The organism is Paenibacillus sp. S29, from assembly GCF_049319765.1.
In the GTDB taxonomy this organism is placed as follows: Bacteria; Bacillota; Bacilli; order Paenibacillales; family Paenibacillaceae; genus Paenibacillus; species Paenibacillus polymyxa_B.
Genome location: NZ_JBMOUI010000009.1, coordinates 136,682 through 149,612 on the forward strand (window position 1 = coordinate 136,682; position 12,931 = coordinate 149,612).

At 49.6% G+C, this 12,931-nt stretch carries 13 protein-coding genes; 3 read left to right on the top strand and 10 right to left on the bottom strand.

Features of this window, described 5'->3' with window-relative positions:
- Window positions 1-8 precede the first annotated feature (8 nt).
- From phnC to phnE (ACL9RM_RS16780), 3 genes are read left to right on the top strand one after another with little or no spacing between them, the layout of a single operon-like run.
- The gene (gene phnC / locus ACL9RM_RS16770; RefSeq protein ID WP_039273947.1) at window positions 9-779 is read left to right on the top strand and encodes a phosphonate ABC transporter ATP-binding protein; all 771 of its coding nucleotides are present in this window, start codon (window positions 9-11) and stop codon (window positions 777-779) included.
- Window positions 776-1,630 carry a phosphonate ABC transporter, permease protein PhnE gene (gene phnE, locus ACL9RM_RS16775; protein WP_250266714.1) on the top strand — a complete coding sequence of 285 codons (855 nt, stop codon included), beginning with the start codon at window positions 776-778 and terminating at the stop codon, window positions 1,628-1,630. Before phnC ends, phnE (ACL9RM_RS16775) begins: the two co-directional genes overlap by 4 nt.
- Window positions 1,627-2,424 (top strand): phosphonate ABC transporter, permease protein PhnE, encoded by a 798-nt coding sequence (phnE, locus tag ACL9RM_RS16780; protein ID WP_013312028.1) that lies wholly within the window; start codon window positions 1,627-1,629, stop codon window positions 2,422-2,424. The genes phnE (ACL9RM_RS16775) and phnE (ACL9RM_RS16780) overlap by 4 nt, the downstream gene beginning before the upstream one ends.
- Window positions 2,425-2,510: 86 nt before the next feature.
- Here the strand turns inward: phnE (ACL9RM_RS16780) and ACL9RM_RS16785 are convergent, their stop codons facing one another.
- From ACL9RM_RS16785 to deoB, 10 genes are all read right to left on the bottom strand, one after another.
- On the bottom strand, window positions 2,511-3,641 hold the full coding sequence (locus ACL9RM_RS16785) for an aminotransferase class V-fold PLP-dependent enzyme (RefSeq protein WP_414126411.1): 1,131 nt from the start codon (window positions 3,639-3,641) through the stop codon (window positions 2,511-2,513).
- A 162-nt stretch (window positions 3,642-3,803) separates the two neighbouring features.
- Entirely contained in the window at window positions 3,804-4,679 is an 876-nt protein-coding gene (gene cysW, locus ACL9RM_RS16790; protein ID WP_069290433.1) for a sulfate ABC transporter permease subunit CysW, read from the bottom strand.
- 92 nt (window positions 4,680-4,771) lie between these two features.
- Window positions 4,772-5,605, bottom strand: coding sequence for a sulfate ABC transporter permease subunit CysT (gene cysT / locus ACL9RM_RS16795; RefSeq protein WP_235306376.1), 834 nt, complete (start codon window positions 5,603-5,605; stop codon window positions 4,772-4,774).
- 78 nt (window positions 5,606-5,683) lie between these two features.
- Window positions 5,684-6,748, bottom strand: a complete 1,065-nt coding sequence (locus ACL9RM_RS16800; protein ID WP_235306377.1) for a sulfate ABC transporter substrate-binding protein — start codon at window positions 6,746-6,748, stop codon at window positions 5,684-5,686.
- A gap of 354 nt (window positions 6,749-7,102) precedes the next feature.
- Complete coding sequence (locus ACL9RM_RS16805; RefSeq protein WP_250266716.1) at window positions 7,103-7,786, bottom strand: hypothetical protein; 684 nt, start codon at window positions 7,784-7,786, stop codon at window positions 7,103-7,105.
- A gap of 116 nt (window positions 7,787-7,902) precedes the next feature.
- On the bottom strand, window positions 7,903-8,397 hold the full coding sequence (locus tag ACL9RM_RS16810) for a hypothetical protein (RefSeq protein ID WP_250266717.1): 495 nt from the start codon (window positions 8,395-8,397) through the stop codon (window positions 7,903-7,905).
- Window positions 8,398-8,425: 28 nt separating this feature from the next.
- Window positions 8,426-9,475 (bottom strand): leucine-rich repeat domain-containing protein, encoded by a 1,050-nt coding sequence (locus ACL9RM_RS16815; protein WP_235306380.1) that lies wholly within the window; start codon window positions 9,473-9,475, stop codon window positions 8,426-8,428.
- A gap of 135 nt (window positions 9,476-9,610) precedes the next feature.
- Window positions 9,611-10,912, bottom strand: a complete 1,302-nt coding sequence (locus ACL9RM_RS16820; RefSeq protein ID WP_235306381.1) for a pyrimidine-nucleoside phosphorylase — start codon at window positions 10,910-10,912, stop codon at window positions 9,611-9,613.
- A 32-nt stretch (window positions 10,913-10,944) separates the two neighbouring features.
- Window positions 10,945-11,652, bottom strand: a complete 708-nt coding sequence (gene deoD / locus ACL9RM_RS16825; RefSeq protein ID WP_250266718.1) for a purine-nucleoside phosphorylase — start codon at window positions 11,650-11,652, stop codon at window positions 10,945-10,947.
- Window positions 11,653-11,740: 88 nt separating this feature from the next.
- Window positions 11,741-12,922, bottom strand: a complete 1,182-nt coding sequence (gene deoB, locus ACL9RM_RS16830; RefSeq protein ID WP_250268966.1) for a phosphopentomutase — start codon at window positions 12,920-12,922, stop codon at window positions 11,741-11,743.
- Window positions 12,923-12,931 lie beyond the last annotated feature (9 nt).

Consider the following 12,931-nt stretch of genomic DNA (forward strand, 5'->3'; position numbering starts at 1 on the left):
GGGAGCATATGATCGAATTCCGTAACGTATCGAAAACATACCCGAACGGCACCAAAGGGTTGAACCATATTAATTTGACGATTCAGGAGGGGGAAATGGTCGTCATCGTCGGCTTATCCGGTGCAGGTAAGTCTACCCTGCTGCGTTCCATTAACCGACTGCATGACATTACGTCCGGCGACATTGTCGTGGGTGGCAGGTCCGTCACGTCTGCTGGAAGTAGCGAGCTGCGGCGCATTCGCCGTGATATCGGCATGATCTTTCAAAGCTTCAATCTGGTTAAGCGTTCGACAGTGCTCCGCAATGTACTTTCCGGCCGCGTCGGCTATCATTCGACGCTGCGGACCATTCTCGGTCTCTTCCCGAAGGAGGATATCGAACTGGCACTAACAGCGCTGGAGCGCGTGAACATCCGCGAAAAAGCTTACAGCCGGGCAGATGAACTGTCCGGTGGCCAACAGCAGCGCGTATCCATCGCCCGCGCTCTGGCGCAGGAGGCTAAAATCATTCTAGCGGACGAGCCCGTCGCATCGCTGGACCCGCTGACCACCCGCCAGGTCATGGATGACCTCCAGCGCATCAACCGTGAAATGCAGATTACGACCATCGTCAATCTGCATTTCATTGATCTCGCGCGCGAATATGCAACGCGGATCATCGGATTGCGCGCTGGGGAAGTGGTCTTTGACGGCACACCGGAGGAAGCTACGGATGAGGCCTTTGCGGAGATCTACGGCCGAGCCATCAAGCATGATGAACTGCTGGGAGTGGGATCATGAAGCCCGACTCTACTGCCCAGCCGCTCTCTTCGACGCAACCGTCACCGCATGCTGGACCGCCGCAGCCAGGCAAGCCGCCCGCAGGGCCACCTTTGCCAGGACGTTACAAGCGTTATGCCACCTGGATGATTTTTATCGTGGTGCTGGTAGCCTGCTCCATTCATACGGATGCCACACCTTACCAGTTGATCGTCGGCTTGCCGGAGATGGGCAAATTGTTGGGCGAAATGTTTCCACCCGACTGGAGCTACCTGCCTACCATCTGGAAACCCATGCTGGAAACGATCCAGATCGCCATTGTCGGCACGACACTGGGAGCCATATTGGCGATCCCTGTCGCGTTGCTGTGTGCCTATAATGTGATGCCGCGCAAACTGATTTCGCTGCCGATGCGCACGATCCTGAACCTAGTACGGACAATTCCTGATTTGCTGTTTGCCTCAATCTTTGTGGCGGTGTTCGGCATCGGGCCGTTTGCAGGGATGCTCGCCCTGCTCTTCTTCTCCTTTGGCATCATAGCCAAGCTGACCTTTGAGGCGATTGAAGCCATTGATCCCGGGCCGCTGGAAGCCATGACCGCTGTTGGCGCGAGCCGCATTCAAGTCATCGCCTTTGGTGTGGTTCCGCAGGCTCTTCCTTATTTTGTGTCGTACTTACTGTATACCTTTGAGGTTAATGTGCGCGCGGCTTCCGTTCTGGGCCTGGTCGGGGCTGGCGGTATCGGTCTGTTGCTTGACCGTTCTCTGGGGCTGTTCCGATATGATCGGGCAAGCATCATTATTCTACTGACCCTCGTCATCGTCCTTGCGATTGATTACGGCAGTAACCTGCTACGGAGGAAATTATTATGAATGATCCTACGCTTCGCAGACCTATTGGCTCCCGCCTACGCCTATGGGCGATAGCTATTCTGCTAATCATCATTTATATTTGGGCTTTTCGCGGGATGCAGTTTGAAGGATTACAGGGAACGGCTAAAAGTGTCTCTGTCGCTATATTGGACGGCTTCCTTCATCCCGACTGGTCGTTCGTCTACATCCCTGAGGGAGAGGATTTACTGCGCGGGTTGCTGGATACGCTGGTCATTTCAGTGCTCGGAACCTTCGTGTCCGCATTTGTCTGCCTTCCGTTCGCCTTTTGGGCGTCCAGCAATATGACCCGTCTACGTCCCTTATCGGGTAGCGGGAAATTTGTGCTTAGTGTCATCCGGGTTTTTCCCGAAATGATCGTCGCCATCCTATTTATCAAAGCCGTTGGCCCCGGCTCGTTTGCGGGTGTGCTTGCCCTCGGCATTCACTCCATCGGCATGCTGGCGAAGCTTTTCTCGGAAACGATCGAAAGTGTCGATCACGGGCCTCAAGAGGCTTTGATCGCGTGCGGTGCCAACCGTTGGCAGGTGATTTTCTTCGCCGTGCTACCGCAGGTGATTCCACAGTTTCTTTCGTATTCGCTTTACCGTTTTGAAATTAATATCCGTTCCGCTACCACGCTCGGTCTGGTCGGTGCAGGTGGTATCGGTACTCCGCTACTGTTTGCACTCCAAATGCGCAACTGGAACCGTGTAGGCGTTATCTTGCTCGGCATTGTGGTCCTGATCATTTTGACGGATCTGATTTCCGGCTGGCTGCGCAAACGGATCGTATAATTAAATTCTAAACGTCCAAAAAGCCTCTCCTGTGTAAAAAGGGATGTTATACTCCCATTCACTCGGAAGAGGCTTTTGCCGTTCGTTCACCATCGCCCTGCCAATTCATCTATGACCCGTCGGACTTCCTCAGCCGTATTGTAAAAATGCGGAGCCACACGGATAACATCCTTTCGTGCTGAAACGATCATATTTTGGCTTCTCAAATTCCTTTCCACAGCCGACACGTCGGCTACTTCAACAGCGAGCAGGCTTGGTAATGTGCCTCCCCTGTAAGGTACACGTATGTGTAACCCTTTGCGCCGTCCATATTCAACGGAAAAATCCAACAACTCACTCATATAGGCCTGAATACTCGTGACTCCAATCTCTAGCAGCAGCTTTAAGGCCGCATTGGCAGCAAAAATGCTAATGAAAGAAGGCAATCCCGTCTCAAAGCGTCGGGCTCCCGCCGCCGGAAGCGGGTGAGCAATATCAAACCGGGAAGCGGGCTCCTGCCCAAGCCAGCCTGTAAGACGGGGCTTGAAGCGGTCTATTCGGTCCTTACTTACATAAAGAAAAGCCACGCCTGGAATTCCAAGCATATATTTGCGTGCTCCCGCGACCAAAATATCTACGCCCATTGCCTTTACATCCACTGGAATGATCCCTGCAGACTGATAAGCATCCACAAACAGCAACGCCTGCTTTCGGTGGGCTATATCGGCAATGGATTTTAAATCCTGCTGAAATCCGTTGGTATAGTTCACTTGTGACACCATAACGAGTGCAGTTTTCTCCGTAACATGCTCCTCATACTGCTCTATCGTCACTTCTCCCTCGATGGAGGGGATACAGCAGATGTGATCCCGGAACATCTCCTGTGCCTGCCAGATGTGTCCCACCGTCGGAAAGTCGGTGTCCGCATACACAATGCCTTCTTTTCCCCGTACATAAGGAAGGGCTGTGGCCACCCCGGCAATCGCCTCAGAGGCTGAGGACAGGACCGCAATTTCGTCAGGCTCCGCCCCAATGAGCTTGGCAAAATGCCCTCTAGCCTCCTCCAAACGTGCCATAGACAGATCGCCGTTATGACCGTGTTGCAGCAAACTTCGATGATATTCCTCAATGGCAGCGGAAACCGGCCTTGATACGGCCCCCTGGGAACAACTCCCTACATGGATATGTGAGGACAGTACTGGAAACAGCTGACGGTAGGACTGAAACGGATGTTTCATTTTTCCCTTCGCTCCTCCTGGGCACACCAACGTGCCTTGATATGATCATTTTATTATCCATATAAGCTACCTTAGAACAAGGGCCTCTCTTCCCATCTTCTCGCCGTTAACAGACGATAGACGCAAAGAGAGGCCCTGAGGGATCATATACAAAATCATAAATTAATGCACGCGTTTGCGTCCAAACCAGCTTTTAAGCACCAAAGTAGCCAGAGCTAGTAACAATAACAACGAGGCCACCGCAAAAGATGCCGAGAACTGATATTCGTTATACAAAATTTCTACATGCAGCGGCAGTGTATTCGTCTCTCCCCGGATATGTCCAGAGACGACGGACACTGCACCGAACTCACCCATGGCTCGCGCATTACACAAAATGATGCCATACAGCAGACCCCACTTGATATTCGGCAGCGTCACTTTCCAGAAAATGCGCCAGCCGCGCGCGCCCAGCGTGACCGCCGCTTCTTCCTCCTGCTGTCCCTGATCTTCCATCATTGGAATGAGTTCTCGCGCCACAAATGGAAAGGTGATGAACAGCGTCGCTAAAATAATACCAGGCAGAGCAAATATAATTTTAATATCATGCTCGTCCAACCACGGTCCAAGCCAGCCCTGTGCGCCGAACACTAATACATACATCAGCCCTCCGACGACAGGAGAGATGGCAAAAGGTAAATCAATCAAGGTGACCAGCAAGCCTTTGCCGCGAAATTGAAATTTCGTGATCAGCCAAGCGGCAGCTACACCAAATACCGTATTCAGCGGTACCGTTATCGCTGCCACCAGCAGCGTCAACCGCAATGCAGACATGGCATCTGGGTCCCGTAACGCTTCGACGTAGACGCCCCATCCTTGCTTGAGCGCTTCGGTAAGCACGACGATTAGCGGCAATACCAGCACCCAGAGCAAAGCTAAAAAAGCAGCACCAATCAGCGTCCACTTCACCCAAGTGGCCTCGGTTGTGACCCTGTTGGGCGGTGCGGATGAAGGCACTGGTGCAGAAGCAAGCTCCTGCCCAGTTATTGCTTGTGACATGGTGTATCCCTCCTTAGAATGCGGGTATCATGCGTAGCCCTGCATGTTAACGTTAGATAATTACATTAGACAGTTGCGTTTAGGCAGTTACGTTAAACTGCACGGCGCCGTGACCAGCGCTGAATGCTGTTAATCACGAGTAACAGCACGAATGAAATCACCAACAGCATCAACGCTACCGCCGTAGCTCCTGCATAGTCATTTTGCTCCAGCTTGGACATGATGAGCAGTGGAGCAATTTCCGTTTTCATCGGCATATTGCCAGAGATGAAGACGACAGAACCGTACTCGCCAATACCACGGGCAAAGGCGAGCGCAAAACCCGTCAGCAGCGGTGGCACCAGCTCCGGCACAATAACGCTGCAGAAGATACGCCATCTGCCAGCTCCCAGCGTAGCAGCGACCTCCTCCTCATCCTTATCCAGCTCCTCCAAAACCGGCTGAACTGTCCGTACGACGAACGGAATGCCAATAAACATCAATGCTAGCGTAATTCCCGTCTGTGAGTATGCCAGCCTCCATCCAAGCGGTTCAAACAATGAACCGATCCAGCCGTTCTGCGCATACAGAGCAGTCAAAGCAACCCCCGCTACGGCAGTAGGCAAAGCAAAGGGTAGATCAATCACCGCATCAAAAATTCGTTTCCCCGGAAACTCATAACGCACCAGCACCCAGGCTATCAATAAACCGAGAAACAGGTCGATCAGCGCCGCAGCCGCGGCACACAAAAAGCTTACCTTGTAGGAAGCCAGCACCCTGACATCAGTCGCCACGTCCCAAAATTTTTCCCACGTCAGTCCAGTTGAATTCAGAAGCAGTGCCGATAAAGGCACCAGCACCACCAGACTGAGATACAGCACACTATAACCCATTGTTAACCCGAACCCGGGAAGTACGCGTTTTCGGGTGGCTTGCACTTGACTCATGTTCTGTTCATCCCTCTCTGAATCCATTCACTATGACACTCGCGGCTACCGATCCAATCCCTACACAGTCCACCTATTTTATGAACTGCCGGGTACATAAATCTGGTCAAAAATGCCTTTGTCGCTGAAATGCTTCTGCTGCGTCTCCTTCCATGTCCCGAATACATCCTTCAAGGTTACGAGCTCCAAGTTAGGAAATTGATCCTTGAACTTTGCCGTCACACTCTCCAGTGTTGGGCGATAATAATTTTCGGCAGCAATGGTCTGCCCTTCTTCACTGTACAAATATTTCAGGTACGCGTCCGCCACCTCGCGTGTACCTTTTTTATCTACCACCTTATCGACTACTGCTACCGGAGGTTCAGCCAATATACTGATCGATGGATATACGATATCGAATTTATCCGCACCCAGCTCCTTCACGGAGAGCAATGCTTCATTTTCCCATGCAATCAGCACATCGCCAATTCCACGCTCTACAAAAGTCGTTGTCGCTCCACGTGCTCCGCTATCCAGTACGGGCACATGCTTATACAGGTCCTGTACAAACTGCTGGGCTTTAGTTTCATCGTTATTGTTCTTCTTGAGCGCATAGGCCCAGGCTGCAAGATAGTTCCAACGTGCCCCGCCCGAAGTTTTAGGATTCGGTGTAATAACTTGCACATCGCCACGGATTAAATCGTCCCAGTCCTTGATCCCTTTCGGGTTCCCTTTGCGCACCAGTAACACGATGGTTGAAGTGTACGGGGCGCTGTTATGCTCATATTTACTTTGCCACCCCTCTTTAACAAATCCTTTTTCCTGTAGCGCATCAATATCGTAGCCCAGGGCCAGAGTTACCACGTCCGCATCCAGCCCGTCCTGCACAGAACGACTTTGCTTGCCAGATCCTCCATGAGATTGCTTGATCGTAACCTTCTGTCCTTTTTCCTTCTCCCAATGGGCGGCAAACGCTTTATTATATGCCTCATACAGCTCACGGGTCGGATCATAAGAAACATTGAGCAACTCCACTTCCTTGGAACCGGCAGCAGAACTACCATCCGCCTGCGTCCCTCCCTTGCTTGCCCCGCAAGCGCTCAGCATAATCGTTAAAACCAAAGATAGTCCGAGAATAAGTCCACTTTTCCATTGCCTTTTCATCAAGACACCCCGCATTCTATGTAATTTGTATTCATTTACGCCTGTTATTTACAGACATAATCAAAAAAAGAGCGGAGAATTCCCTGATGCAGCTCTGATAGGTCAAACCTGTCGCGTGGACAGTGTCTGCCTGCTGTTCCTAGAGGTTCTCCGCCAAAATGGCGAGATCATACTTTAATTCTTTAATTCCTACCTGTTTAATGAGTTATATGGATATAATACGAGAGTTTAGGAGTGATGTCAAACCTTTTTTTGGTATGTATCATCTATACTTTTCTTTCTTTAAAGGGGGGCAGTCAGAAACATGATATATGTTTCCGACCGTTTAGAGGTCATTTACACACGGAGTACGACTTAGTTGGCAACCGTTTCAAGATTAATCGAAAAGACTCCAAAAAGCTTCGGATTGTCCGTAGCTCTTCTCAACCACAGTTCACCGGAACCCACCATGACTCCCTGATAATTAACAAACAAATCATCTGTCTTTTGATTCACCAGCGCCTCACGAATTGCGTCCGTAAAAATCTGATCATACTTGGCCATAAAATCTTTCTTATTCGGAATCGTTAGCGACTTTTCACTATCATTAACACGCAGAGGGTACAAAATATAATCGGCCACTTTCTCCTTGTCATTGTCGGCAACTGCCTTCTGCAGCGCTTTGAACGTGTTCAAAAACGCTTTAGGATCTTGAATACCTGCTACCTCAAATGGATTTTGCGATGGATTGGAGACTGCCGGAGAAGAAGATGTATCCGATGAAGCAGCTGGAGCCGAAGGAGCTGACTTTTGTGCATCCGTACCGCTGTTTTCTGCACTCTCGCTCTCTTTCGCTGCTTTGTCACTTTGGGCTGAACCGCTACGATTACCACCGGCTCCGTTCTCGATCACGCTTGTACTGCTTCCAGTATCAATGGTTTCAGCATTCTTATCCTGACCACAGCCAGTAAGTGCTACAAAAGTAAGTGTAAGTAAAATGGCTGTGAGTGACAGCCTCCGTGACATCTTTTGATTACCGAATTCATGGTTTCTGGGCACAACGGGTCATCCTTTCTGCTTTCTGCTCTGACCTATTCTGTTCATTAAGTCTTCAACCGTTCTATTGTAACATAAGTAGACTAATGACCGCATGTCGCACCCTTTCTGGAAGGGGCTTACAGTGTAATATATGCGAAGGTTTTAACGCTTCCTTGCGATCCATCGTCCGTACTTACTTTCAAAATCATCTCTTTCAAGGAGTCACTTACAGCTTCATCCTGCCCCTCTGGCTTTACAAACAGCAGATCGTGGCGTTCTCCCGGCTGCAACGTTTGGCTGGAAAACCCGCTCGTTGACCCTTGCAAGTCTAATCCATTTGCACTATTGAGCTTGTATTGTACGGGTTGCTTGCCTGTATTCTTAATACTGATGTACAACTTGCGCCCCTCTTCAAATCTAAAGCTCGTTTGTCCTTGTCCTCCAAATTGCATCTCCTGGTCATGTACAACGCGTTTCGCTGCACTTCCTTGCTTACTCTGCATACTAAGCGGAACAGTCGAATGACTCTGATTTACTTCTGTAATAGTTGATGTAGGAACGCTCATATTAGCAAAAGTGGCATAACCCACAATTGCCCCTGCAACCCCCATCCAAACCCATTTCTCCACCATTTGATTTCCTCCTTTTCTTATCTATCCTTCAGTCGTCACCGTGATTGCACAGATGGAACGGCTTATCTTCTATAAGGAAGCGATCCAGCCAAGTCATTTTATATATAAAGTCGGGTGCCGATTCGATGAATCCGTTCACAATGTCCAAAGAGCGTAGATTGTTCAAGTTTTGTATTTCAGGAGGCAACGTACGGATTCCGCTATACTGGATATCCAGATACTCCAGTTGTTGCAGCTCTCCGATTTCAGGAGGCAAATGCCGGAATGCCAGCTCCTCTTTGGGAATTACTTTGACATCTGGTGCCGGGCGATCATAGCATCCACAGCTGATCCTCAGGCTTTTGAGCCGGGTCAGCTTGGCAATATCAGCCGGTAGCTCTTCCAAATCCGCTACTTGTATCGTCAGTGACTCCAACGATTCCAATTCGAACAAAGCGTGCGGTAGTGTTCGTATATCCTGCTCGAAAATGGTCAGATGCTTCAGAGAATGCAGTTCTCTAATCCGTTCCGGTATCTCCCTCAAGCCAAACGACATAAGCTCCACTCGATCCGGTTGATGCCGAATAGCATCGTCCAGAAAAACATCTATATTCTGATGATATTCAGGTTTGTGAATAAACACACCGGGAATAAGCTTCTCCAATTCATCCGCTTCTTCTGTAGCCATGTTTAGTCTACCTATTCGTTCGTGAGCTATGTTAATGATCCAATCCTCTCCATCCGCATTCTGGAAGCACAAATCTTCAGGCAATTGGGGATGTACCCAAGAAAACAAACTAGACGCCGCCTGCTTTAATAATCCCCCTGCCTCAGGCGCACATTGGTATCGGTAAAATGTTCCTTGTGTGTAGGCAATGGAATGCATGCCCCTAATTTCCTCATATGAGTGTGTGGACAGTAAAAAAGGTTTCAATTGCTGTAGTAATTCCTTGAACAGAGTATCCTGGTCGATCACTCCATTCTCATCCTCTGTCGCCCATTTATGTATGCCTAGCATAAACGTGTCTGCCCGTTCCATAGCATAATCAATCAGTCTTTCATAGGCTGCTCCCCGAAGATCGCTGTATAATCTGAACATGTCTCTCCTCCTCTGTGCCCTCGGCCTTACAATAAAAAAAGCCGAACTCATATCTATTATGAGTCCAGCTGTCATATTTTTCAAACTTGATCAAAGACACCCAACAAAACTTTTTGAATAGGTCTTACCGCTCGCTTACTCTGTCACCGTTCCGTAGATCAGCACTGGTGCTTCCGCATGATCCGCAATACGGATGTTCGCGTAGATTTTCTCCAGTACTTGAGCTACATCTTCACGGTTCGCATGGATGGTAACCAGTGAATCGCCTTTTTGAACAGCATCCCCGACCTTTTTGTTCAGCATCAAGCCGACAGCCAGATCAATCTCGGATTCTTTGGTCGCACGTCCTGCTCCAAGCAACATCGCAGCGGTACCGATTTCGTCAGCCACGATTTCAGCTACCACACCATCCTGCTTCGCAGGCACCTCAATAAGATACTGTGCTTGTGGCAAGCGTTCAGGATGATCTACCACAGAAGCGTCGCCGCCCTGATTCGCAATAAACTCTTTGAATTTCTCAAGTGCTTTGCCATTGCGAATGACTTCTTTGAGCTTCTCTTCGGCGTTTTCAAGGGATTCTGCTTTCCCTGCCAAAAATACCATCTGACTGCCCAAAGTCATACACAGCTCTTCCAGATCTTTCGGTCCTTGGCCGCGCAGCGTATCAATCGCTTCTTTTACTTCCAGCGAGTTACCGATGGCCACACCCAGCGGTTGACTCATATCGGAAATGACTGCCATCGTTTTGCGACCCACATTGTTACCGATGCTCACCATGGCATGTGCCAGTGCTTTGGCATCATCTACGGTTTTCATAAATGCTCCTGCACCTGTTTTTACATCGAGCACGATGGCATCGGAGCCGGCAGCGATTTTCTTACTCATAATCGAGCTGGCAATCAGCGGAATCGAGTTGACCGTCGCCGTAACGTCACGCAAGGCATACAGCTTTTTGTCCGCAGGTGTCAGGTTACCGCTTTGTCCGATGACCGCAATTTTGCTGCGATTCACCAAATCCACAAATTCGTCCTTGCTGATTTCGACGTGGAAGCCTGCAATAGCCTCCAGCTTGTCGATTGTTCCTCCGGTATGTCCGAGGCCGCGGCCTGACATTTTGGCTACCGGAATGTCCAAGGCCGCTACGAGCGGAGCCAGTACCAGCGTTGTTGTATCACCCACACCGCCAGTGGAATGCTTATCGACCTTTACACCTTCAATCGCGGACAGATCAATGGTATCACCCGAATGAACCATCGCCATCGTCAGATCAGCGCGTTCGCGTTCAGTCATATCTTTGAAGAAAATGGACATCGCCAATGCACTGACTTGATAATCGGGAATTTCACCCTGAGTGTAGCCTTGGATAATAAAATTAATTTCCTCCGTACTCAGTTCTTTTCCGTCACGTTTTTTCTCAATCAAGTCTACCATTCTCATATGTCATTTCTCCTCACTGTGCGTATGATCGTTTACAGAGATACTGCTGTATCCAGTGCAACTTCCATCATTTCTTTAAAGGTTGTTTGCCGTTCTTCTGCGGTCGTTTCTTCCCCCGTCAGCAAATGATCGCTTACCGTCAGAATCGTCAGTGCGTTTACGCCAAACTTGGCTGCCAACGTATATAAAGCCGAAGTTTCCATCTCTACACCCAGCACGCCGTATTCCATCAGCTTTTGTACCACTGATTTGTCATCACGGTAGAAGCTGTCTGAGCTGAATACATTACCGACATGCATGTTCAAGCCTTTGGCAACACCGCGATCATAAGCGCCCTTCAATAGATCGAAGCTGGCAATCGGCGAGTAGTCGTAGCCGCCAAAGATATGGCGGTTCATACTGGAATCCGTACAGGATGCTTGTGCCAAAATGACGTCACGAACGTGCACATGCTCCTTCATTCCGCCGCATGTACCTACGCGGAACAGGTTTTTCACACCGTATTCGCTAATCAGTTCGTTGACATAAATACTGATTGAAGGTAGCCCCATCCCGGTTCCCTGCACAGATAGGCGTTTGCCTTGGTACGTACCCGTGAATCCGAGCATTCCGCGAACCTCGTTGTAACAGATCACGTCCTCCAGATACGTGTCAGCAATAAATTTTGCCCGTAGCGGGTCTCCTGGCAGCAAAATCGTTTCTGCAATTTCTCCGGGTTTGGCTCCAATGTGTACACTCATGTTTTTTATTCCTCCGTCCCATTTGTCCATGCTTGTATCGTTATTTATATGGTTACTAGTAATCTTGCTTGCTCTTGCTGTTCCTTGATTACTGAAGCTCTGCCAAAAAGCTCGTTCCGTATTCAGGCAGTTTCACACCAAAGTTATCCGCTACAGTCGCTCCAATATCAGCAAAGGTTTTACGAACCGCAAGCTCCTTGCCCCCAGTTGTAAAACGCGGGGAATATGCCAGCAAAGGTACATATTCGCGGGTGTGATCCGTTCCCCGATACGTCGGGTCATTCCCATGGTCTGCAGTGATGATCAGCAGATCGTCATCAGTCATTTTGGCAAAAACCTCTGGCAAACGCGCATCGTAATCGTCCAAAGCTTGACCATATCCCTGCGGATCACGACGGTGACCGTATACAGCGTCAAAGTCCACCAAATTCAGAAAGCTTAATCCGGTGAAATTCTCATCGAGCGTAGCCACCAGCTTATCCATGCCGTCCATATTGGACACCGTACGCACCGCCTTCGTCACACCCTCACCGTCATAAATGTCGGAGATTTTACCCAAGGCGATCACATCCAGGCCTGCATCCTTCAGCTCGTTCATGGTGGTGCGACCAAACGGCTTGAGCGCATAATCATGTCGATTGGAGGTACGGGAGAAGTTCCCTGCCTCGCCTACGAACGGACGTGCAATAATGCGACCCAGCATGTACGGATCTTCCAGCGTGATTTTACGGCAGAACTCGCAAATCTCATAGAGCTCCTTCAAAGGTACAACTTCCTCATGCGCCGCAATTTGCAGCACAGAGTCCGCCGAGGTATAGATGATGAGCGCTCCAGTTTTCACGTGTTCTTCGCCCAGTTCTTCAATGATTTCCGTTCCGCTAGCAGGCTTATTGCCAATAACTTTGCGACCTGTGTGCTCCTCAATGCGTTGAATCAGCTCATCCGGGAACCCATCAGGAAATACACGGAAAGGAACTGCAATGTTCAAGCCCATGATTTCCCAATGGCCCGTCATCGTATCCTTGCCATTGGACGCTTCCTGCATCTTAGTGTAATACGCGAGCGGCTTGTCGGCCGCTGCTACCCCTTCTATGGAACGAATATTGGACAGACCGAGCTTACCCATATTCGGCATCTTCAGGCCACCGCGTTCGCGGGCAATATGACCGAGCGTATCTACATCGTAATCATCAAACTGGGCAGCATCCGGCGCTTCGCCGATACCAACCGAGTCCATAACCACCAAGTGAATCCGTTTGAATTTAGACATCATAAAAAT